Raw genomic sequence first — 21,468 nt, forward strand, 5'->3', positions numbered from 1 at the left:
TACCGAGATTGTTTCCGGGCGCGCACCGCGGTGCTTTGCGCAATCCTCAAGTAGGTATCGCCGAGTGAAACACGCCGACGACCAGCAGGACAAGCACCAGCGAGACGACGCTCGAGAGTGCGACAAGGACGGCCGCGGCCTTGCGGTTCGTGTCGAGGAGGGTCGCGAACAGCGTGACGTTGCTCGCGATCGGAAACAGTGCGATCAGCCCGACAATGACGCGGTCGCGGGGCGCGAGGATGCCGATGAACGCGGCTTCGAGCGCAAGTGCGGTGGCGATCAGCACGAGTCCGCTGGCCTGCCTGACGCCAAGGATCCGCGTCATCAGGCGGGGCCGCCAGTCGTCGCGGCCGGTCTCGGCGAGGTTGAGGCCGATGACCGCCATGCCGAGAACCGACACCAGCGTACCGGCGACCGACAGGATCGGCGACGCCGCCTCGGGCATCGTGACACCCGCCGACTTTGCAATGATCGCGCCGACGATCACATAGACGACGGGCACGCGCAGCGCCTTGGTCGCGGCCTTGCGCGTACCCTCCTTGGTCCGCGCAATCAGGAAATAGCCGATCGTGTCGCCGTACAGCGCGCTGCCGATATAGGCGCAGATCACCGTCGAGACGCCGACCTCGCCGAACAGCGCCTGGCTGACCGGCACGCCAAAGAACGCGACGTTGAAGAACGAGAACGAGGCCGACAGCAATTTGGGATCGAAATCGTCGCCAAGCCGCTTGGCCAACCGGTAGGCAGGGATGCTCATCAGCGCCGCGACCGCGAACATCAGCGGGGGGATCACCAGCAACTGCTGCGTTTCCGCGCCGAGCACCTTGTCGATGACCAGCAACGGGATAAGGCCGAAGACGAGGATGGTCGAGAACAGCTTCGCCGCCCAGGGCACACGCGCCCCGACGCCCCAGGCGAGCAGGATCACGCCATAAAGCGGCAGCAGTGCCGCCGCGATGTTGCCGAGCGCGCTCATTGCTGGCGCAGGATATCGTCGATGGCGCGGCCTGCGCACTCGACGTTGAACCAGACCGCATTGGTGTCGCGCAACTCGCCGTTGAGCAACTGGCCGAGCGCGTAGATGCGTGGTGCGTCTCGGCTGGCGGAGATGATCCGGCAGGTCGCGCGGTGTGCGATGGCACCACCGACCGGGTGTGGTTGCAGCCAGTCCTTGGCGAGCAGATCCTTGACGAGCGTTTCCTTCATCTCGGCGAGGGTTGTCGCCTGGCCGGTGGCGTTGACGACGACCGGCGTCTCGAGCGTCTCGCCCGCCGTGAACCGGACGACGAAGCCGGTGCCGGTCGGGCTGGCGACGGTTTCATCGACCCGCCCGCGGACGCTGAGCTGCCCGCGCGTCATCGCATCGGCGAGGCGTCGTGCGTTCACCATCGGCGTGACGAACCGCGCCGCGGCGAAATGCGGCGCCAGCCATTGTCCGAACCGTTTCTGGTCGGCGGGTCGCAACAGGTTCCAGATCGCGGTGGAATCATGGCGGGCGGCGGTCAAGATGCGCTGGAACGGCTCGTCGCCGGCGTCAGCCGCGGCGATGTCGTGGAGCAGGGCGGCTTGGGCGTCACCGTCGGCGCGATCCTCGGCCTGCCAGTCGATCGCGCGTCCTGCGGCGGTCTCGGCCTCCATGCGGAAGAGGCGGAACAGGTCCACGACCGAGAAGGCGGCGCCGCGTTCGCGGATATGCCGGTGGACGTTTTCAAGCGTGAGATGCTGGCGGTCATATCTCGTCTCGGGTGCGGGAATTTCGACCCGCGGCAGCAGGCCTTCCTTCGAAATCAGATGTATATGTCCGCGGTGCCCTTCGTCGAGCAGCGTCATCACCGCGTCGATCGCGCTGAGACCGCTGCCCAGGATGACGACGGACTGATCGCTGTCGATCCCCCTGATCATGCGATCGGCCGGGTAGGGCGAGTCGAAATAGCCGGGCTTGACGTTCAGGGTGCCGAACCGGTCGGGATCGGGCGTGCCGATCGTCAGTAGCACGACGTCCGTCGCGATCGTCGATCCGTCCGAGAACGCGACGGTCGCCGCATCATGGTCGCCCTCGATGCTGACGGCTTCCTGATGGTGGATACGAACGTCGATCCCGGCGCGCCGCGCCTGGTCGAGCGCCTGGTTGAGGACCTCCTGCATATAGAGGCGATATTCACGGCGCTCGGGATATTCGACGCCATCGGGATCGAGCGGCGTCCCGGCTGCCGCGCGCCGTGCCTCGAGCCAGGTCCGGAAGTGACCCGGCTCGCGGTCATAGAGCCCCATGAGACGGGATTCGGTGTTCAGGCGATGCCCCGGCTGTTCCGTGCCGAAGGCCAGACCGCGCGCAAGCTCGTCGTCCCGCTCGACCAGATGGAGGATCCATCCGTCGCCCGGATCATAGCATAATCGCGTGACGGCTTCGGCGAAGGCGGCAACGCCGCAGGCGCCCATGCCGATAATAGTCAATGTTTTCGGCATGATATCCCATTCTCTGACGAACGGCGACAACGCGCGGGCGCTATATGGTGCCACGGCCGAGATGAAAATTTTGTCATGTCGGCGGCAGCTCGCTCCGGCGGCGGTTCGGTGGCTTCGCGGTGGTGACCGGGGGGCGTTGCCGAGGAAAGCGGTCGCGACATCGCCAAATTAATCCGCGGCGCTGGTAGCCTCATGGATATCGTTGATTGTGAGAGGGTTACACTCTTGTCATGTTCCGGGAGACATTATGAGGACGATCCTTGCCGCCGTCAGCGCATTGGGTTTGGCAGCTGGCGCGATGGCCCAGACCCCACCGCCGGTGCTGGGTTTGAAGACGCAGGCCGAGCCCTATGCGACTGCGTCCGTGGTCAACCATCCCAAGACGATCGGCTGGCCCGACGGGCGCAAACCCGTGGCGCCGCGAGGGTATGAGGTCATCAAGTTTGCGGGCGGTCTGGACTATCCGCGTCAGGCGCTGCTGCTGCCCAACGGCGACATGCTGGTCGCGGAGGCGCGCACGAAGCCCAAACTGGATGCCGAACCCGACGTTCAACGCGGTCAGGCGCTGTCGAAGACGACGGGCTTCAGCGCCAACCGTATCACCCTGTTGCGCGATGCGGACCGCGACGGGGTCGCGGAACAGCGTTTCGTGCTGATCGAGGGGCTCAACCAGCCGTTTGGGATGCAATATGCAAACGGGCGGCTGTACGTCGCCAATACCGACGGCGTCGTCAGCGTTCCGTTCTCGCCCGGCCAGACGCGCGTGACCGCAACCCCGCAGCCGCTCGTGTCGCTGCCCGCGGGGGGCTACAACAACCACTGGACGCGCAACCTGTTGCTGAGCGCCGATGCACGGACGCTGTACGTATCGGTCGGTTCCGCCTCGAATGTCGGCGAGCATGGCATGGACGAGGAGAAGCGACGAGCGGCCATCCTCGCGATCGATCTGCGTACCGGGCGCGAGCGTCTCTACGCGTCGGGGCTCCGAAACCCGGTCGGCATGGCCTGGGCGCCTGGTACGAACACTTTATGGGCTGCGGTCAACGAACGCGACCAGCTCGGCGACGATATCGCGCCCGACTATCTCGTCGGCGTTCGCGACGGCGGGTTCTATGGATGGCCTTACAGCTATTACGGCAAGCAGGATCCGCGTCACGCCAATACCAAGCGCGAGTTGCTGGCGACGACGTTGCTTCCCGATGTTGCCGTCGGGCCCCATGCCGCGGCGCTGGGCGTGGCGTTCGCCAAGGGAACGTCCGCCGCGCAACAGGTCGCCTATGTTGCGCGGCACGGATCGTGGAACCGGTCCGCGTTCATCGGCTATGACGTCCTCGCGGTCCCCTTTGCCAATGGCAGGCCGACCGCCGCGCCGCAGCCGTTCCTGACGGGGTTCGTTGCGAACGAGAAGACGGGCGAAGTCTATGGTCGACCGGTGAGCGTGCAGACGCGCGATGATGGCGCCATCTTCGTCGTCGACGATGCCGGGGATACCGTCTGGCTGGTGCGACGCACCGCGTGACCGCCAAGGCGCTGATCGTTCTGGCGGCGATGTGTGGGTGTTTCGACGCGTCCCGGGTGTCGGCGCAGACCGTGCCGTTCATCGATACCGAAGACGCGACGCTGTCGGAGGTCGATGTCGGCGACGGGACGGTCCATCCGATCGTCACGGTCGACGTCCGCAACGGCGATTATGCGCGCGGCGCCTATGACGACGATGATGCCGGCCTCGCCAGGGTCCCGGTCCATCTCTCGGTCGGTGGTGCCGCCGTGCTGACGCGCCGCGCGGACGGGCAGGGGACCTTGTTTCTGGTTGGGCAAAGTTCGAACGGCTTTCACGCACCGCGCGCCGATGAGCGGTCGCGCCCGCGCAGTTGGTATGAAAGCAACACGATCGTCGCTCTTGCATGGCGGCCTGTCGATGGGCTCTCCGCCGCGGCGGCCTATGCCATTAAGGCCAGCCCCAACGGGGTGGCGAACACGACTCACGAGGCCAGCCTGACGATCCTCTACACCGGCGATAACGCAGTGGGATTTCTCGCGCCGCGTTTCGCCGCGACGAAGCGGACCAAAGGCGAGGGGGGCTTCTACACGATCGCCGGCATCGCCCCCGCCTTTGCGCTGACACGCGCAAAAGACGGTCCGACGCTCACGATGCCGGTCTCGGCCGGCGTCGGCTGGCGGGGCTTCTATGCAGCGGACAGCGGCGACAGGGTATATGGCAGCGCCGGGGTGGCGGTCGCGCAGCCCGTCAAGATCGCTGGTGCGGCGGCATCGTTGCAGGGCGAAATCCTTGCCGTGGTCCGTGACCATCAGCTGGCCCGGCTCGACGCTCCCGGTGGCACGACCGCCGATGTCGTGCCCTTGGCGACCCTGTCGATCACCATGGCCTGGTGACTTCCGCGCGCAAGCGGTTGCAGCCTCCCATTTTGGCGGCGAGGCTCGGGTGCCCTGTTCACGGGTGAAGGCTCCGAGAGCATCAGTGCATCATCATACGCGCAGCAAATTGAAATTCACAATTTGCGGTTAATGCACTTTAAACCGCTTGCAGTCGCAATTACGAAATGAATTTGCTGCATATGTCTCCTTGTCGAAAGACAGACACTTTTTCAATGAGGGGGATTCACATGCGCTACTGGCCAATCGGCAAGCCCATCAGGGGCTAAACAGTCAACAGCCTGTGCTTTTATATTCTTTAATTAACGCATCCTGCACGGCATAATGCAATGTGTTACTAGAGAAATAGTAAGGCGTACAGGAGTGATGACTGGCAAATATTGTCATGAATAAAATCATGAGCCAATTTGCGATATTGGAATACCGTGAAGCCCGATAACGGCTGAACTCGAAAATGCCCGGCTTACCAAGCCGGGCATTTTTTTTGCCATCAAGACCTGGCCATAGCCTTTACCGGCATCTCAAAGGTGAATGCCCGGGGAACAAGCCCAAGTACTTTTACAGCCTTTTGCATGGCTTCGTTATGCGTCGATATCGTGAAGTGGATTTCGGTGAACCAACCGTTCAGATGAGTTTTCCGAAATCGCGATAGCACGGCAGCAAAGGCTGCGGGAGCGGTAGGCGAACCCCACGCGAACGTAATTGTGAGCGTTCGATCATCATGGTCCTCGCCCCAATTGATACCGCCAACGCACGTTCCGCTTTCGTCAAAAGCCAGAATTGCGGGATGATCCCATTTGCATGGGGGATATCTCAGCCAGCCATTCTGCTGATGATCAACACCCGCGGCGTAGGCAGCTCTCAGGCCTTCTTTGCTGTGTGCAAGTTTGGTAACATGCTCCAACCGTAAACTCATGTTACAGCTCTCCGCCTGTACTTGAGGATCTAAAGATCGCAGAACGGCGCACAAGGGTGCTCATTGCCACTCGCAGCCGCCTACCTGGCTGGGAGCGGTTGTCGACCGATCGGTGCCGATACCAGGCCTTGTGCTTAGTAACTGGCGGCATCCATTCAGGCGCGTTCGCGATCTCGGGGTTTGTGCCTTTGGGCGCAGCATGGACCATCCCGCCTGCCCAAGTATCGATCAACGGCGCTGGTCGCGCCGCATGGATCCTTTCGTCGACCCGTCCGCGCCGTAGACTAAACAAAAACAGCCGCCAACCTCGAAAGGTTGACGGCTGCCTTCACACAGATGGACACTGAGACCAGCTGTGAAATGCGCTTAGGCGAATGCGATCTTCGCCTGGCGACGACGAACGCGCATCGATGCGCCGATGCCGCCGATACCGAACAGCATGATTGCCCAGGTACCAGCCTCGGGAACTGCCGAAGGCTCAAAGGTTGCGGTGCCGGCATAGGAGCCGTTGCCACGCGACATGCCGTTCACGACAATCTTGTTCGTCGCACCCGATGTGATCGCGACGTTGTTGATCTCGAAGAACTCGGCGTTGCCGACGATGGTCTTCGTGGCTGCGAAGCCATTGATGAACACCGACAGGATGTCGAGATCGGTCGAGCTCGTCAGCCGCGTGGTGTTCGTGCTCAGCGTGCCGCTGGCCAGACCAGTCTGATCGATGATGAAGTTGAAGGTATCCGTGAACATGCCCGACGCAATGCCCGAACGACCGAAGTCTGCCGAAACAGTACCGTCCGTGATGTCACCGCTTACGGTGAACTCGGGGTTGCCCGGAACGAAATCCGCTGCGTGAGCTGCAGGGGCCATCGCGAAAGCCGATGCGAATGCCATGGTCGAGAGTAGTAGACGCTTCATGATGGTTCCCTCTATTTGATACTTAACAAGCTGTTACCGGGGGGCATGGCGATTCGCAAACCGATATAACGCTGAGATTTCCCCATGATCTCAATAATGTCCAAGTTTGGGACAATCGGCCTTCCTTCGTCGCAGACGGGGCCGGAAGGCACGTTCCGCTTCACGCGCCGCTAGGCCTTATGCTCTTCTGGGGGCCGGCCCCTAGGCAGCCGGAAAGCGCGATTTCGGCGCATGGGCGCGCGCTGCTTGATAGGGGTGGTATGGCCTCGCCTTGTCCCGGGGCGATACGGGTGGCCTATCAACGGTGCGGGCGATGGCATTCTCGACGATCGTGGCGATGGCTTTGAATATTGGGTAAAAGACGCTAGCTTTACCGCTCATAAGTCGTCGGGAGAAATGCGTGATACGGGTAGAGGCGCGGCCGCAGCCAAGCGGGTCGTGGACTGACGTCGGTAGCGACCTGGCGCGCTGGACAGCGCGGTGGTGGCCGCTTCTGATAGGATTGGCGTGCCTCATCCTGCCGACGCTGAGCCGGCTGGCGACCGTTAGCTGGTCCACTGAACAGGGCGCACATGGGCCCATTATCTTCATTTCCGCGCTGTGGCTGATCTGGCGTGCGCGGCCGTGGGAGGTCGCCAAGCGCCAATCCTTCCTTCCTGTCGGCTTGCTGCTGGTCCCCGCGCTGCTCCTCTATTCCGTAGGGCGAATTACCAGCATCTTGGCGATCGAGGCCCTGTCCCTCTACACCGTGATCGTAGTATTATTATGGACTTATCTCGGTAAGGAGGCGCTCAAGAGGCTGTGGTTCCCTTTGGTGTACCTGCTGTTCATCATCACGCCGCCGGAGAACTGGGTTTTCGTTGCTACGCGTCCCATCAAGGACTTGATCTCCGATGCTTCCGTAAACTTGCTGGCTGCATTCGGTCTCCCCATCGGGAGTACCGGAACGGTTATTCAGATTGGCGGATATCAGTTGCTGGTCGCGACGGCGTGCTCCGGGATAAACTCCCTGATCGGCATTTGTGCGTTGGGTGTTTTCTACGTCTATCTTCGGCATGGCAATGCGCCGCGCTACGCGCTCTTGCTAATATCGCTGATGATACCATTGGCTATAGCGGCAAACTTTCTGCGTATCATCATCTTGGTCTTAATGACCTATTACATCTCGGAAGAGGCCGCGCAGGGCCTGGCGCATGAGCTGGTCGGCATGGGCATGTTTATCCTGGCATTGCTTATGCTGCTGGGACTGGATGCGGTGCTGCATCCTATTGTTTCACGTTGGGCCCGAAAGTAACGACATGACAATCGCTCGATTTACCCGACGAGAAGCTGCCCTGGGTCTCGCCTTCGGCATCACCGCAGGCGCCACCTATGCTCGACGCCCTACCGAGCTCGTCGTTGCCATTCCTTCCGGAAACCTGAACGACGCCATTCCAAAGCAAGCAGCACCCTGGGCGATGGTGCCGGATGTCAGCTTTGTTCTACCCCCCGAGGATGAAGCAAAAGCGGCCGCTGTCTATGAGAAGCAGTTGATGCGCAGTTACGGTGCCGATGGCGCTCCGCCCATCATGCTTTTGATCGCCTATGCGTATCGGCAGAGCGGCATGTTGATGGTGCATCGTCCTGAGTCCTGCTACCCGGGATCCGGTTTTACGATCACCGATATACGAGACGTGGATATTCCACTGGGCAATGGCATCAGTGCACCAGGGCGCTTCCTAACGACAGTGCGCGATACCCGTACAGAGCAGGTTCTTTATTGGACTCGCCTGGGGAATCGTTTTCCGGTGTCGTGGGACGATCAGCGACGGTCCATCGCAATGCAGAACCTGGCCGGCCTCGTCCCAGATGGGGCGTTGATACGATTTTCGATCATCGATCCCGATGCCAAGGCTGCAGAGGCAACCATGATGGGCTTTGCGAAAACATTGTTCGAGTCCTGCGGCCCCTCTGGCCGCGCACTTCTCGCTGGCCCGATCAACGCATAGGCGATGAGGGTCGCAAGGCACCGAATATATCGTCAAGTCTCGCCGCGACCATAATATGGTGGGAGCGGCAGCGCCCTCATTGTCACGTCACTTGCTCAGCGCGCACAGCAAATAGCACCACACCGTATCAACCGGCTTTTCATCCATCGATCGCCGCAGGTATAAAACGCGCAAGCCCTGCAAAAATCACGACGCTTAACCAGTTCTATACGGTTCCCATCTCGTTTCCTTCTGCATTATGTCTAAGGTAATTGCTTATGTCAGCATCCTCCAGGTTCCTCATCACCAAGCGGCAAACCCTGTCTGCCGCAGCACTCGCACTCACGCTGGCGGCAGCGGCCTGTAATAAGGCCGGACCGAGCGGTCAGACGGTTGCTACGGTCAATGGCGAAGCCATCACGCAAAGCGAACTCAATTTCGAGCTGGGGTTGAGCGGGGCCAACGCGCAAAACTCGAAAGACCTTCAGCCAAAGGCCCTGCAGGCCCTTATCGATCGAAAGCTGGTCATCCAGGCCGGCGAGCGTGATGGTCTTTACAAGAAGCCGAACGCTGTTCTTGCCGTGGAGCGTGCCAAAAATATCGTGATGGCGAACCTTGCGCTGCAATCGGTCGCAGCAGGTGTGCCTCAACCGGTCACGACGCGCGACGTCGAGACGTATCTGGCGAAGCATCCCGAACTGAGTAGGGAGCGCCGGACACTGTCGGTGGAACAGATTCGTTTTCCAGCACCAAATAACCCGAGCCTGATCTCGGCTATGAAGCCGGCAAAGACACTGGCGGAATTGACAGCAGTTCTGGATAGCCGGGGCGTGAGCTATCAGCGGGCAACGGTGGAGCTCGACAGCGCAAGTCTGGATCGTAACGCACTCAGTCGATTGATGACGACGGTGAACGGTGAGCCTCTGGTTATTCTCGAAGGTGCAACGGCGATCGCCAATCATGTTATAAGCGTCCGTCCAGCCGAAGCGAGCTCCGCTGCTATCAATGAACTCGCCAAGCAGGGGATCGCACGTGATCGCATCCAGGCAGGCATCGTTCAGCATCAGGCGGCGCTGCGGAACGCGGCGAAGATCGAGTATGCTAAACCCCTCGATCCCAAGGCGAAGGCTTCTCAGTAATTCCGATTGAAGGCTCTTTCGATCGGCGCCCGTTGGCGCGGAGTGCGTCAGCCTCCGCTACAACGGGCAAGGACGTGCCGCTGACGTCCGCGACAGAGGGGACTCTGCGGATCTGACATGCCGCTGGGTGAAGTTTCGTCTGAGGGCAGCAGCGTCGCGGACGTATGCGGGCGCGGCCGCGATACCGTGTCGACTCTATGTCAGGCAAGCGTCGCCGGCTTGGATAGGACCGGCAGATGTATCGCGGGTTGCACCGTTTGCCAGCGGACGCCTCGGTGCGATCAGGCCGTCGTTCACGCCGCCGCACCGACCCGCGGCGCGATCGTAATACGTAAAATGATGAACTTGTATCGCCCGAAGTCTGGTGAACTGACCGCTTTGCGGTTCGGTAAGGTCGCGCCGATGCGGACCAAGAGTGCCTCGCCGCCTTTGCGTGCGATCCTGCCTACGCGCTGGAAAGCAGCGAGTACTTATTCTCGGTGTGTATCAAGCTGAGTTCAAGTACGGCGTTCACTCTGTCGAGCAGCGTCAGCCACCTGATAAGATCCGCGAATTAGCGCTGGGTGAAAGGGCCCTGAAGAGCCATCGGCGCCGTCATTAGGCGCTAAATTACTGGTTACCGCGCAATGTGGGCAGCAGGAGGTAAAGATGATTTAGATCATGGTCGGCAGAGCATGTCTCATGCCTGGCGCCAACATCTTCGGTATCATCACAGCAACCCTAAGGCGGCTGAAAACCGTCAGACAGGCTATTCCGATCCAAAAGTTATCCGGGATAAGAACTCAGAAGCTGTCGCTTGTCGCAAGAATGGATCTTTTCCAGTCGATTCATCATAACGTAAAAAAACTGTAACAATTTTATCAATGCCGTAGCATGCAAAAACAAAGGACGACCCACTATCAGATAGCGAGTCGTCCTTTATGCTCGACTTAACCCTTGAAAGGCTTGCCGTTCTGCCAATAACGCATAAAATTTCCTTTGAGTTAAATGGATTATGCTGCCGCCCCGCGGCAAGACCGTCCTGCCCGGTCGTGGTTAATATGGCAATCTACTAAAACCGAGTCGGGATCCAATATTCGTTGAACAGAGCGTTTTGGCCGACGAATCGGTGGAACTCCCGTTACTAGGGTGACGACTCGTTAATCAGTGTTACACCAGGCCCGTGGTGGCGAGGTCGATTGCGGAGAGGAAGGCCTTCGGGCATCGATCGTCGCGACTGACGACGCCGCGCCCGTCTCTAAAACGACCGAACATGGCCTCGATACGGCTCCGGCTTCGGCAGCGGCGCCGGTGATATCTCGGCCTGAAGGTTATAGGGCTTGGTCCAAGGCAAGGCCGCTCTTAGGCATCAGCAATGCGGCTAGCTACATTTCCGATCCGTGCCCTCACAGGCGTATTGATGCTCGTAACCGGGCTCAGCATCATCGAGTCCAATGAATGGTGGATCAGGATCTGGGACTTTCCCCGGGTTCAGATACTCGGCCTCCTGCTGTTGGGCGGAGGCCTGGCGCTGTGGCTGGATCGACAGGCAGGACGATGGATCGCGTTGGGGTGCGCCGTCGCAGCCGGGTGGCAACTCTATCGCATCTATCCGTATACACCGCTTGCGAAGACGGAGCTGGCCTTTGCGGATGATGCCGCAACCGCGCAGAGCCGGTGTTTCGGCGTCCTTTCGCTGAATGTGTTGGAGTCCAATCGAGACTATGGGCGAACGGCGCGGCTGATCGATCGGGTTCGGCCTGATATCCTGCTATTGATGGAGACCGACCAGCGCTGGGCCGATGCATTGGCCAAGCAGCTTGCGCGCTATCCACACCGGCTCGAACAACCGATCGGCAACACCTACGGCATGATCTTCGCCACGCGGCTGCCGATGCGCGATGGGCGGATCGAAACGATCGCACAGAAGGATACGCCGTCGGTCCATGCGGAGCTGACGGCCGGTGATCGATTTCGCGTGATAGCGCTTCACCCGCGCCCGCCCGTTCCCGGACAGGATACCGAGGCACGGGACGCCGAGATCGCGATCGCGGCGAGTCGCGCCGCCCGTACGAAGCTACCGGTATTGGCCATCGGCGACTTCAACGATGTCGCATGGTCGCACACCTCGCAGCTGTTCAAACGGGTCGGAGGCTATCTCGACGCTCGGATCGGCCGGGGCACGTTCGCAACCTTCCCCGCGCGCACGCCGCTGCTCGGTTGGCCGCTCGACCACATGTTCGTCACACCCGAGTTCAAGGTACATAGCCTGGAGGTGCTGGAAGATGTGGGTTCAGACCATCTTCCGATACATTCGCGTCTTTGCCTGACCGGCCGGTCAGGCGCCAACAAGGCGCCTGACGCAGTGTCGAACGAAGACCGCAAGGACGTAAAGGAGGTCCTTCAGGAGTATCACGAGGACCGGCGCGAACGGTAAGCCAAGCTCACCGATTTGACGTACGTGATTGGGGCAGAGCCGTTGCACGACGACCAACTCAAGACATTGGTATCTGACGAACGGCTTTGGCATCGCATGACAGGGCAGGGGGCACAGAGATGGTGCCGAGCAACTCGCCCGTGCTTCGCGTTGCTTCACCAGCGATCCCTTGCCCGGAATGGCGCAAACGGCACGGCGGTAACGCGCATGACGTACAAGGGCTGACCGGGGTGCCAAGTCCGTTTAACAGGGATCTGGCGACCAGATGGGAATGACGCCGTGATTGTCGGGTGACCGACGCCGACGAGATGGCATTGGAGAACCGGTTGGAACATGATGCCTGGTGGCAGACCTATCTGGATCAATGGACGGCGCTGCCGTTTCATGACCTGATCGCGGCTGTCGCAATCCTGAGCACGGCCCTTCTGCTGGGTATCATTGCAGCGCGCCTTGCCTGTAGATACCTCCTGCCGGCCTTGGCGCCGCGCCACGCCGACGTGGTCGCGCCGCGCCTGATGGCGATTACCCGCGCCGGCGTGACGGCGCTGGTCCTGACGGCGTTTCTGGGCGTTCGGGGGCTCAACCCCGGCGCCGATCTTCTTCTTGCTGCGGGTCTTGGCATCGCGGTCGCGGCGCTGGCCTATCAGTTCGGCCGTGCGCTTGGCCTGCAAAGCCGACCGGCGTCGCTGATTGCCGCCACCCTGTTTCTCATCGTGCTGGCAAGTCGACTGGGCGGCCTCGCTCCGTTGATCGCGGGACTGGACCGCGCCAGCATGGGGGTCGGCACCCGGCGTATTTCGCTGCTCGATATCGTCAACGCGGTCGGCTTGTCGCTGCTTCTGTTCCTCGCCGCTCGCGCGCTGCTCGGGCTGATCCTGCGCTGGATCGGGCAGGCTCGACTGCTCGACGCGGCGCAACGCGTGCTGTTCCAGAAACTCGCGCAGATTGCGGTCGTCACCGTCGCGATCTTCGTCGGTATCGATCTTCTCGGCATTGATCTCACGGCGCTGGCCGTGTTCTCCGGCGCGTTCGGGCTCGCGATCGGTTTCGGGTTGCAGAAGACGCTCGGCAATCTGATCGCCGGCCTCATCCTGCTGCTCGACCGATCGATCAAGCCCGGCGACGTCATCGCGGTCGGCGATACCTTCGGCTGGGTCAACAAGATCGGCGTTCGCGCTGTCTCGGTCCTGACCCGCGATGGCAAGGAGCATCTGATCCCGAACGAACGGCTGATGACCGACGAAGTGGAAAACTGGTCTTTCTCGAGCCGGGACGTCAGGGTTCATGTCGGGTTTCGGGTGTCGTTCGATTGCGATCTGCGACTGGCGCAAAGGCTTGCCGTCGAGGCAGCTTCCGTCTCGCCACGTGTGCTGACCGAACCCGCCCCCGTCTGCTGGATCAAGGAATTCGGCGACAATGGGGTGGAATTCGACCTGCGGATCTGGATCGACAGCCCCGAGGCGGGGGTTGGCAACGTCACAAGCGACGTGTTCTTTCGCATCTGGGACCTGTTCAAGGAACACGGCGTCACCATTCCGGTGCCTCAGCGCGATTTACGATTACATTCTACATCAGGCGAGCAAACGCCCTCGACCTAGGCAACCGCCGCCGTGATCAGGGTGTTCGGTTGATGATGGGATGCAGCAGGGTTCGCCGGGTGTCCGTTCGATGAGGCGGGCAGGGCTCCGCAGCGTACGGCCCTGATCCTGCTCAGGATCCTCATGTCGATCCACCGTAGGCGATTGCAGACAGGCGCTGTCGAGAGTCTGTAACCTCCCCAAATGCCAACCAATGAAGCGGATCACCGAAAGACTTCACAGCGGCACAGCGGAGAGGCAAGAGACGGCATGCACACTGACGATGCAGACACGGTGCACTATCGCCTGCGCCGCCAGAGCCGAACGCCGGCGTGGCTGGCCCTGTCCTGGCGGGCGCTGGTCGCGTTGGCGCTGATCGGCATCGCGCTCGCGGTGCACTGGTTCGATCGCGGCGGCCTGCGGCAAAATTCGGGCGAGCCCGTGACCTTCGCCGACATCCTGTATTTCACGATGATTACCGTGACGACGGTCGGCTACGGCGACATCGTGCCTGTAACCCAGCAGGCGCGGATGTTCGATACCTTCGTCGTGACGCCGATCCGGCTCTTCGTATGGCTCATCTTTTTAGGTACCGCATATGATTTTCTGCTCAAGGGCGTGTGGGAGAAATGGCGTATGTCGGTGATCCAGCGACACCTCGAAGACCATGTCGTGGTCGCCGGGTTCGGCACGAGCGGGTCTGAGGCCGTCAGCGAACTCATCCGTCGCGGCGCCGATCCGGGCATGATCGTGGTCGTTGACGAGCGCGCCGCGGCGTTACGCACGGCGGAGAGTTGCGGCACGACGGTGATGGAGGGAAACGCCACGCGCAACGCCGCGCTGGAGGCAGCCCGTCTCTCCAAGGCTCGCGCGCTCATCGTCTCCGCCGGCCGCGACGATACCTCGATCCTTATCGTGCTGACAGCGCGGCGGATCGCGCCCGATCTACCGATCAGCGTGGTGATCCGGTCGGAGGACAATGAAGCGATTGCGCATCAAGCCGGCGCAAACGTCGTCATCAATCCGGCCAGCTTCGCCGGCCTTCTGCTCGCCGGGTCCACGCACGGCGCTCACACCGCCGAATACATGGCCGATCTTGCCGCGTCGGGCGGGCGTGTAGTCCTGCGGGAACGCGAAGTCGCTGCCGACGAGGTCGGCAAACCGCTTGCCGCCATCACCACCGGACTCGGCCACCGCATATATCGTGGGCATCAGGACTTCTGCTTCTGGGAACCCGAGGCCGCCCGTCTGGAAGCGGGCGATATTATCGTTGAGGTTGTCCCCCGGCGCTAAATTACCACCACGTGTCCGGCCAGCGCCTTTTTTTTGCGGGGGCACCTCGTCTACCGGGTCCATGGCGTTCTTCATCAAGATAGTGCGAGGCCTCGTTTCGATCGCCTGACGGCCGAACCGAAATCGTCGCCGGCCGGCTGAAAAATGGCGGATTGGCCGTTCGGATCCGGCATGATGATCGCGATGTCGTCGCCCCCTCGGATGTCGGCTTGCGGCCAGAGGGCAATGTACGGCCCCATGATCATCGAAGGCTCGGAGGCTGTTGTGTCGTCCAGCAACGGTAACGCGCGACACGGGGAATTGCTGGTCAGGGCGCGCGAACTCAATGGCGGTAAACGGGCACTTCTGCTGCGCCTGCGGGCCTATGATCAGGGCGCAGCGTTCAGGCTCGAGATTCCTGCCGAGCCAAGACAGGGAGAAATACGGCTTTCGTCCGAGACGACCGCGCTTCGCTTCCCGCGCGATACGCATGCCGAGGGCGAGACGTATCGATAACAAGTTTCCGACACCGTCCATCGCTTGTCGAGCTCAATCGACGCGCCGGCATAGAGGTCGGTTTCGTACCAGCCCGGCAGGGCGCCATCGTTCGGCTGGCCGAGCCCGGGCTTCGCCCCCTGGATACTGTTTCATGTTCCGGCAAGCACACTGGCCTTCTTCTCGGCCGGCAGCATCGTCTCGGTCGGACGCTCCTCGCTTTGCTTAACCTGGCGTCCTGCGCTGCCGCCGACGACAGCACCACCGACAGGGCGAGGCCGCAAGCGAGAGGCTAGGTCAATCGTTCCCGTATCGTAACACTCGTTCGCAACTGACAAGGCCCAGCGTCGTTCCATTCACTGGACAGGACATTAACCATGAATAGGGGGTACATTGACCGAGCCGGTACCGAGTGATTCGCGACAGCCAGCCGCGGGACGCAAGGCGGAGATCAATCCGCCGGTATTCTTCGTCTCGGCTGGCCTGATCCTGGCCTTCGCCCTCTTCGGCGCGCTCGCCCCGAAGACCGCGAACCGGGTGTTCACGACCGTGCAGGCGCTGATCGTCGCAGATTTCGGCTGGTTCTACATCGCCGCCGTCGCGGGGTTCCTGATCTTCGCCATCTTCCTGATGTTCAGTCGTTATGGCGATGTGAAGCTCGGGCCCGACGACAGCGAACCGGATTACAGCTACCTGTCCTGGTTCGCGATGCTGTTCAGTGCGGGGATGGGGATCGGCCTGATCTTCTTCGGCGTGGCCGAGCCGATCCAGCATTACGCATCGCCACCCGTGGGTGAGGGGAAGACGATCGCGGCCGCGCGCGAAGCGATGGTCCTCACCTTCTTCCACTGGGGCTTGCACGCCTGGGCGATCTACATCGTGGTCGGGCTGGCGCTTGCCTATTTCGCGTTTCGCCGTGGACTACCGCTCACCATCCGCTCGGCACTTTACCCGCTGATCGGCAAGCGGATCTATGGCCCGATCGGCCACGCCGTCGACATCTTCGCGGTGCTGGGTACGATGTTCGGCGTTGCGACGTCGCTTGGCCTCGGCGTGCTCCAGGTGAATGCCGGGTTCAATTACCTGTTCGGCCTGCCGACGAGCATCCCCGTTCAGCTCGTCCTGATCGCCGCCATCACCGGCATGGCCACGCTGTCGGTCGTTGCCGGGCTGGACAAGGGCGTGAAGCGCCTGTCCGAACTCAATATCATCCTGGCCGGACTGCTGCTCGCCTTCGTCCTCGTCACCGGGTCGACGGTGTTCCTGCTCCAGGCCTTTGTGCAGAACATCGGCACCTATCTCGGCGAAGTCGTGCCCCGCACCTTCCGCCTCTACGCCTATGAACCCAACCCGTGGCTGGGCAATTGGACGTTGTTCTACTGGGGTTGGTGGATCGCCTGGTCGCCCTTCGTCGGCATGTTCATCGCCCGCATCTCGCGTGGGCGCACGATCCGTGAATTCATCGGCGGCGTGCTGCTGGTGCCAACCCTTTTCACCTTCCTGTGGATGACGGTGTTCGGCAACACCGCGATCGCGCTGGACATGGCTGGTACGGCCGCCATCGCCGACACCGTCGCCAACAATCTGCCGGTGGCGTTGTTCGAGACACTGGAGCAACTGCCCTTCGCAACGATTGTCTCAGGTATTGCGACACTCTTGATCATTACCTTCTTCGTCACGTCGGCGGATTCCGGGGCATTGGTCATCGACATGATCACGTCGGGCGCGGCGGAGAACCCGCCGGTGTGGCAGCGTGTGTTCTGGGCGGTATCCGCGGGCGGCGTCGGTGCTGTGCTGCTGGTCGCCGGCGGACTCCAGGCCCTTCAGACCGCCGCGATAGCCAGTGCATTGCCATTCGCGGTGGTGATGGTGTTCATCTGCTATGGGCTGCTGCGCGCCCTGCAGACCGAGGGTCAGGAAGCGATGGACCTGTCCGCCGCGAGTTCCGATCCGATCGCCGAAACGCCGTTGAGCTGGCAGCAGCGCTTGGCGACCATTACGCGCTTCCACGACAAGCGTGAGGTTGCGGCGTTCCTCACCGATACGGCAAGCCCGGCGCTCGACGCGGTAGCGGCACAGATGCGCGACAGCGGCCTCTCGCCAACCCTCGTTCAGGACGAAAACCAGGTCGAGCTTCGCATCCCGCACGGCGAGCGTGGCGAGTTCCGCTACGGGGTTCGGGCACGCGGCTTCCGCCAGGCAAGCTTCGCCTGGGCGGCATCGCGCAAGGCGAACGAACAGGAGCGTCTCCACTACCGGGCGGTGGCGCATTCCTCGGAGGGAGAGCCGGCGCACGATGTGACCGGCCTGAGCGACGAACAGCTGATCAACGATCTCCTCAATCGGTATGCGCGGTTCCGCCACGCCCGGCGGATGACCTGAGCAGGGGCTGTTCGCCGACCAGGAGCCGCCGCCGCCGAGAATGACATGCCGAACAGAGAGAAGATCACGGACAGTGCCAACGAGCGCGCCATCGACGAGCCGATTGCCGGCACCCCGCAAGGCCGCCCCGATGGCGCGCTCTCGCCTGGCGAGGACCTGCCGGAGGAGCGAAGCGACAAGGACGTTGCGTGGGTCGCGGCCAAGCTCGGTGCGCCTGACCAAACCAAAAACTTCCTAGGTCTGCGATAGGCCTGGTTTTTCCGGGTCAATCGGCGTGACTTCGTCGGCAGGTTCGAAGCGCAGGGTCCACTGGGGGTAGCCTTCCGGTGAAATCTCGATGTCGGGCAGGCCGACCGGGTCCGAGCCGGTTTCTACCCATCCAGCGCCATGGCACCGATCGCAGGCAGTGCGCTTGCAGCGGAAGCTTACGAGATCAATCTCGGTATTCCACTGGCCCCGGCCTTTGCAGAATGCGCACATTGCATCCAAGCTCCCCTTACGGGGCTGGATCGGAACGATGTCGAAGGCGTGGGGGCTGTCTGGACCGTCGCAATAGACGATGTTGCTGGCGTGAGGCATGCGCCGCAGTCGCGGAACAGCCGTCTCAATGCAATACGGCCTTGGTGCGCTTAGTGACCATTTGTCAGGCGATTTTCCGACGGCGGATTGGTGATTGCCCCCTCGGACACCCCCCGCAACAATCATTCGAAACCGTGAGAAACGCGATCTGCCACGCTTGACGAACGCAAGATGCGACGCCCATCTGCAGCAATCGGCGCCTCGCGAGGCGTTGATTCTATTGGTATATCGCCAATCTCTGCCGCTTGGCGATGAGATGGTGACCCCTACGGGAATCGAACCCGTGCTTCAGCCGTGAAAGGGCCGCGTCCTAACCGCTAGACGAAGGGGCCTGCGTGGTTGGAGGCGCCTAAGGCCAAGTGGCTGGCCCGTCAACCCTTCAATCGGCCCAAGCGGCATCTTCGACGTGCAATTCTGCTGCGGGGCGCGATGCCCAGTCGTCGATCTTGGCGCGACCGGCGAGCCAGAGCTTGCGGTGCGGGGCCGCGCCGAGCAGCGCCTGGCCGAGCGGCGTCTCGGCGGCGCGGAACGCCATCGCCTTGACGCTGCGGCCGTCGTCGCCCGCGACGATCGTGCGGACATGGCCATTGCCTACCACATCCGCCTTGATCACGCGGACCGGCCCCATCGCGACGCGAGGTGCGGGCCAACCCATGCCATAGGGTCCGCCTGCGTCCATCGATTCGACCAGCGCCGGATTGACCCCGCCCGCGGCAAGGACCGCATCGAGCAGCAGCGCGCGGCCGTCATTCGACTGCGCGACCGCCGCGGCGAGCCGGTCCTCGAGGAAATCGGCGAAAGCCGGGATAGCCGCTTCGGCGATCGTCAGCCCGGCCGCCATCGCGTGGCCACCCCCCGACACGAGGAGGCCCTGCTCGCGCGCCGCCATCACCGCCGCGCCGAGATCGACGCCCGGGATCGACCGGCCCGATCCCTTGCCGATGCCGTATTCGTCGATCGCGATGACGATCGCGGGCCGGCCGAGCTTTTCCTTCAGGCGACCCGCGACGATGCCGATGACGCCGGGATGCCAGCCCTGTCCGGCGACGACCGAGACGCTGCGGTCGCGACTGGCGAGCAGGTCGGCGGCTTCCTGCACGGCGGTCTCGATCGCGCGGCGTTCCTCGTTGAGACGGTCGAGCTCCTCGGCGATCCCGCGCGCCTCGTCAGGGTCCTGCGTCGTCAGCAGGCGGACGCCGAGATCGGCGCGGCCGACGCGCCCGCCGGCGTTGATCCGCGGGCCGAGCGCGAAGCCGAGATCGGTGCAGGTCGGGTTGCGCGTCAGCCGCGACGCCTCGATCAGCGCGGCAACTCCGATGTTGCGGCGCGCGCCCATGACCTTCAGCCCCTGCGCGACGAACGCACGGTTGAGCCCGCGCAACTGCGCGACGTCGGCGACGGTGCCGAGCGCGACGATGTCGAGCAGGTCGATGAGCTTGGGCTCGGCGCGGTTCTCAAAGAAGCCGCGCGTGCGCAGCGTGCGGACGAGCGCGGCAGCAGCGAGGAAGCACATGCCGACCGCGGCGAGATGGCCGTGCGCGGCGCCCTCGTCCTCGTCGAGCCGGTTGGGATTGACGAGCGCCAGCGCGTGCGGGAGCGCGGTCGAGCATTTGTGGTGATCGATCACGATCACATCGACCTTCGCATCGCGCGCGGCATTGAGAGCGTCGAACGCCTGTGCACCGCAGTCGACGGTGACGATCAGCGAGGCGCCTTCGCCCGCGAGCCGGACCATGGCCTCGCCCGACGGGCCATAGCCTTCGAGCAGACGGTCGGGGATATAGGCGCGTGCCTCGATCCCCAGATCGCGGAGCACGAGGATCATCAGCGCGGCGGAGGTCGCGCCGTCGACGTCGTAATCGCCGAAGATCGCGACCTGTTCGCCCGCCTGCACCGCATCGGCGAGCCGATCGGCGGCGCGGTCCATGTCGCGGAAGATCGACGGGTCGGGCATGAACGCGCGGATCGACGGCGTGCGGTGCGCGTCGAGCGCCTCGCGCGGACAGCCGCGTGCGAGAAGGAGCTGGGTCACCAGATCGTCGCCGCCGAACCCGTCGCGCGCGTCCGCGGCGAGCGAGCGCCAGCGCCAGGGCTGGCCAAGGATCGAGGAGGTTACGCCGAGAACTGTCATGCGCCGGAGGTAGTGGCTGCGGGGGGATTGTCGAGCGGGTTCACCGACGCGGGCAGGCGATCCTCCCTCGACGGGGGAGGGGAATCACTTGATCCAAGGGCGTTCGCGAAACCATTTCGTGACGATGTATTTGACGCCCTCGACCACCGGCATGCCTTCGTGGAGCGTCAGGCCGTTGGGGCTGCCGTCGGGGCTCATGTTGTTCCACGCGAGCAGCAGCCCGCGCTTGGGCGCGACCTTGACGCCTGCCTGCGGGAACCACGTGGCGCCGCCCTCGGGCACGTCGTTCAGATAGACCATCGCGGTCCAAGTGCGCTGGCCGCCCTGTTCCTGCATCTTGTCCCAATAGCTTTCGCTGGCGTGGAAATAATCGTGATGCGCGCGGAATTGCTGGCCGGGGGCGTAACGCTGACCCTGCATCGTCTCGCCATGCGGCAGATCGATGCCGAGCAGCGCGGCGATCGCCTCGTCGGTGGGTTGCACATCGGGGGACCAGCGATCCATGTCGCAACTCTCCGACGTGCGGAAACTGCTGTTCGGGCGGTCGGACAGCAGCGTCGACGGCCGCCGCTTCGAATCAATCAGCGCGATGAGCGCGCGACAGGTCGCGGCGTCGAGGAAGTTGGCATGGTGATAGAATTGCACCCCGTCGATCGCGACCCGCTGGACCTTCGAATTGGCGTCGAGCCGCGCGGCGACGCTGGCGCCGGCCGCCTGCCGTGTCGGCGCCATCGGATCCTGCGGCTTGGCTTTGGTGAATAAACCCATGGATCCGAATTTGCGCAGCCGTCCGCGAAACGCAAGGGGGCGCAACGGGTA

General features: G+C 62.5%; 19 protein-coding genes and 1 tRNA gene. 11 read left to right on the plus strand and 9 right to left on the minus strand.

The features are described from left to right. Nucleotides 1-46: 46 nt before the first annotated feature. Together sphst_RS07185 and sphst_RS07190 are read right to left on the minus strand one after the other, a co-directional pair. A complete protein-coding gene (locus tag sphst_RS07185) occupies nt 47-976 on the minus strand; it encodes an AEC family transporter (protein WP_031393998.1) in 930 nt (309 codons plus the stop codon). Further along, nucleotides 973-2,466, minus strand: a complete 1,494-nt coding sequence (locus sphst_RS07190) for an FAD/NAD(P)-binding protein (protein WP_081877533.1) — start codon at nt 2,464-2,466, stop codon at nt 973-975. Before sphst_RS07190 ends, sphst_RS07185 begins: the two co-directional genes overlap by 4 nt. 247 nt (nt 2,467-2,713) lie before the next feature. On the opposite strand from sphst_RS07190, the gene sphst_RS07195 reads away from it, so the two are divergent. Together sphst_RS07195 and sphst_RS07200 are read left to right on the plus strand one after the other, a co-directional pair. Continuing rightward, nucleotides 2,714-3,985: a PQQ-dependent sugar dehydrogenase gene (locus sphst_RS07195; protein WP_031394000.1), complete on the plus strand. Its 1,272-nt coding sequence runs from the start codon at nt 2,714-2,716 to the stop codon at nt 3,983-3,985. Further along, complete coding sequence (locus tag sphst_RS07200) at nt 3,982-4,860, plus strand: hypothetical protein (RefSeq protein ID WP_051916353.1); 879 nt, start codon at nt 3,982-3,984, stop codon at nt 4,858-4,860. The genes sphst_RS07195 and sphst_RS07200 overlap by 4 nt, the downstream gene beginning before the upstream one ends. Nucleotides 4,861-5,350: 490 nt before the next feature. Here the strand turns inward: sphst_RS07200 and sphst_RS20420 are convergent, their stop codons facing one another. Then, the gene (locus tag sphst_RS20420) at nt 5,351-5,776 is read right to left on the minus strand and encodes a hypothetical protein (RefSeq protein WP_128082073.1); all 426 of its coding nucleotides are present in this window, start codon (nt 5,774-5,776) and stop codon (nt 5,351-5,353) included. 366 nt (nt 5,777-6,142) lie between these two features. Next, nucleotides 6,143-6,691, minus strand: a complete 549-nt coding sequence (locus tag sphst_RS07210; RefSeq protein ID WP_107045356.1) for an FxDxF family PEP-CTERM protein — start codon at nt 6,689-6,691, stop codon at nt 6,143-6,145. 400 nt (nt 6,692-7,091) lie between these two features. Between sphst_RS07210 and xrtV the strand changes: the two genes are divergently transcribed. From xrtV to sphst_RS07240, 6 genes are all read left to right on the plus strand, one after another. Further along, a complete protein-coding gene (xrtV, locus tag sphst_RS07215; RefSeq protein WP_159043543.1) occupies nt 7,092-7,985 on the plus strand; it encodes an exosortase V in 894 nt (297 codons plus the stop codon). Nucleotides 7,986-7,989: 4 nt separating this feature from the next. After that, a complete protein-coding gene (gene epsI / locus sphst_RS07220) occupies nt 7,990-8,679 on the plus strand; it encodes an exosortase-associated protein EpsI, V-type (RefSeq protein WP_159043544.1) in 690 nt (229 codons plus the stop codon). A 257-nt stretch (nt 8,680-8,936) separates the two neighbouring features. Then, complete coding sequence (locus tag sphst_RS07225; RefSeq protein WP_031393054.1) at nt 8,937-9,797, plus strand: hypothetical protein; 861 nt, start codon at nt 8,937-8,939, stop codon at nt 9,795-9,797. A 1,399-nt stretch (nt 9,798-11,196) separates the two neighbouring features. After that, nucleotides 11,197-12,213 (plus strand): endonuclease/exonuclease/phosphatase family protein, encoded by a 1,017-nt coding sequence (locus tag sphst_RS07230; RefSeq protein ID WP_051916195.1) that lies wholly within the window; start codon nt 11,197-11,199, stop codon nt 12,211-12,213. A 290-nt stretch (nt 12,214-12,503) separates the two neighbouring features. Continuing rightward, on the plus strand, nt 12,504-13,811 hold the full coding sequence (locus sphst_RS07235) for a mechanosensitive ion channel family protein (RefSeq protein ID WP_234387502.1): 1,308 nt from the start codon (nt 12,504-12,506) through the stop codon (nt 13,809-13,811). A gap of 249 nt (nt 13,812-14,060) precedes the next feature. After that, nucleotides 14,061-15,083, plus strand: coding sequence for a potassium channel family protein (locus tag sphst_RS07240; protein ID WP_031393057.1), 1,023 nt, complete (start codon nt 14,061-14,063; stop codon nt 15,081-15,083). 74 nt (nt 15,084-15,157) lie between these two features. Here the strand turns inward: sphst_RS07240 and sphst_RS20425 are convergent, their stop codons facing one another. Beyond that, a complete protein-coding gene (locus sphst_RS20425) occupies nt 15,158-15,328 on the minus strand; it encodes a hypothetical protein (RefSeq protein ID WP_159043545.1) in 171 nt (56 codons plus the stop codon). Here sphst_RS20425 and sphst_RS07245 point away from each other — a divergent pair. The 3 genes from sphst_RS07245 to sphst_RS07255 all read left to right on the plus strand — a co-directional run bounded on the left by sphst_RS07245 (nt 15,321) and on the right by sphst_RS07255 (nt 18,188). After that, nucleotides 15,321-15,578, plus strand: coding sequence for a glycoside hydrolase family 97 N-terminal domain-containing protein (locus sphst_RS07245; RefSeq protein ID WP_159043546.1), 258 nt, complete (start codon nt 15,321-15,323; stop codon nt 15,576-15,578). The genes sphst_RS20425 and sphst_RS07245 overlap by 8 nt on opposite strands. A 372-nt stretch (nt 15,579-15,950) precedes the next feature. Continuing rightward, on the plus strand, nt 15,951-17,939 hold the full coding sequence (locus tag sphst_RS07250) for a BCCT family transporter (protein WP_107045357.1): 1,989 nt from the start codon (nt 15,951-15,953) through the stop codon (nt 17,937-17,939). Nucleotides 17,940-17,984: 45 nt separating this feature from the next. Beyond that, nucleotides 17,985-18,188, plus strand: a complete 204-nt coding sequence (locus sphst_RS07255; protein WP_031394312.1) for a hypothetical protein — start codon at nt 17,985-17,987, stop codon at nt 18,186-18,188. On the opposite strand, the gene sphst_RS07260 is transcribed toward sphst_RS07255, so the two are convergent. The 4 genes from sphst_RS07260 to sphst_RS07275 all read right to left on the minus strand — a co-directional run bounded on the left by sphst_RS07260 (nt 18,174) and on the right by sphst_RS07275 (nt 21,417). Continuing rightward, nucleotides 18,174-18,518 (minus strand): hypothetical protein, encoded by a 345-nt coding sequence (locus sphst_RS07260; RefSeq protein WP_051916399.1) that lies wholly within the window; start codon nt 18,516-18,518, stop codon nt 18,174-18,176. The two genes, sphst_RS07255 and sphst_RS07260, sit on opposite strands and share 15 nt — an antisense overlap. 257 nt (nt 18,519-18,775) lie before the next feature. Continuing rightward, nucleotides 18,776-18,850: transfer RNA gene (locus tag sphst_RS07265), tRNA-Glu, on the minus strand. Between the two features lie 47 nt (nt 18,851-18,897). Beyond that, nucleotides 18,898-20,649, minus strand: coding sequence for a single-stranded-DNA-specific exonuclease RecJ (recJ, locus tag sphst_RS07270; RefSeq protein WP_031394310.1), 1,752 nt, complete (start codon nt 20,647-20,649; stop codon nt 18,898-18,900). A gap of 84 nt (nt 20,650-20,733) precedes the next feature. After that, nucleotides 20,734-21,417: a prolyl hydroxylase family protein gene (locus tag sphst_RS07275; RefSeq protein WP_031394309.1), complete on the minus strand. Its 684-nt coding sequence runs from the start codon at nt 21,415-21,417 to the stop codon at nt 20,734-20,736. Between the last annotated feature and the right edge of the window lie 51 nt (nt 21,418-21,468).

This window comes from Sphingomonas sp. STIS6.2 (assembly GCF_000732685.2).
Taxonomy (GTDB): Bacteria; Pseudomonadota; Alphaproteobacteria; order Sphingomonadales; family Sphingomonadaceae; genus Sphingomonas; species Sphingomonas aerolata.

What these genes read in the sequence shown, in the direction of transcription:
- sphst_RS07185 (WP_031393998.1), bottom strand. Translation starts at nt 976, where the DNA reads ATGAGCGCGCTCGGCAACATCGCGGCGGCACTGCTGCCGCTTTATGGC.
- sphst_RS07190 (WP_081877533.1), bottom strand. Translation starts at nt 2,466, where the DNA reads ATGCCGAAAACATTGACTATTATCGGCATGGGCGCCTGCGGCGTTGCC.
- sphst_RS07195 (WP_031394000.1), top strand. Translation starts at nt 2,714, where the DNA reads ATGAGGACGATCCTTGCCGCCGTCAGCGCATTGGGTTTGGCAGCTGGC.
- sphst_RS20420 (WP_128082073.1), bottom strand. Translation starts at nt 5,776, where the DNA reads ATGAGTTTACGGTTGGAGCATGTTACCAAACTTGCACACAGCAAAGAA.
- sphst_RS07210 (WP_107045356.1), bottom strand. Translation starts at nt 6,691, where the DNA reads ATGAAGCGTCTACTACTCTCGACCATGGCATTCGCATCGGCTTTCGCG.
- epsI (WP_159043544.1), top strand. Translation starts at nt 7,990, where the DNA reads ATGACAATCGCTCGATTTACCCGACGAGAAGCTGCCCTGGGTCTCGCC.
- sphst_RS07225 (WP_031393054.1), top strand. Translation starts at nt 8,937, where the DNA reads ATGTCAGCATCCTCCAGGTTCCTCATCACCAAGCGGCAAACCCTGTCT.
- sphst_RS07230 (WP_051916195.1), top strand. Translation starts at nt 11,197, where the DNA reads ATGCTCGTAACCGGGCTCAGCATCATCGAGTCCAATGAATGGTGGATC.
- sphst_RS07240 (WP_031393057.1), top strand. Translation starts at nt 14,061, where the DNA reads ATGCACACTGACGATGCAGACACGGTGCACTATCGCCTGCGCCGCCAG.
- sphst_RS07245 (WP_159043546.1), top strand. Translation starts at nt 15,321, where the DNA reads ATGATCATCGAAGGCTCGGAGGCTGTTGTGTCGTCCAGCAACGGTAAC.
- sphst_RS20425 (WP_159043545.1), bottom strand. Translation starts at nt 15,328, where the DNA reads ATGATCATGGGGCCGTACATTGCCCTCTGGCCGCAAGCCGACATCCGA.
- sphst_RS07255 (WP_031394312.1), top strand. Translation starts at nt 17,985, where the DNA reads ATGCCGAACAGAGAGAAGATCACGGACAGTGCCAACGAGCGCGCCATC.
- sphst_RS07260 (WP_051916399.1), bottom strand. Translation starts at nt 18,518, where the DNA reads ATGCCTCACGCCAGCAACATCGTCTATTGCGACGGTCCAGACAGCCCC.
- recJ (WP_031394310.1), bottom strand. Translation starts at nt 20,649, where the DNA reads ATGACAGTTCTCGGCGTAACCTCCTCGATCCTTGGCCAGCCCTGGCGC.
- sphst_RS07275 (WP_031394309.1), bottom strand. Translation starts at nt 21,417, where the DNA reads ATGGGTTTATTCACCAAAGCCAAGCCGCAGGATCCGATGGCGCCGACA.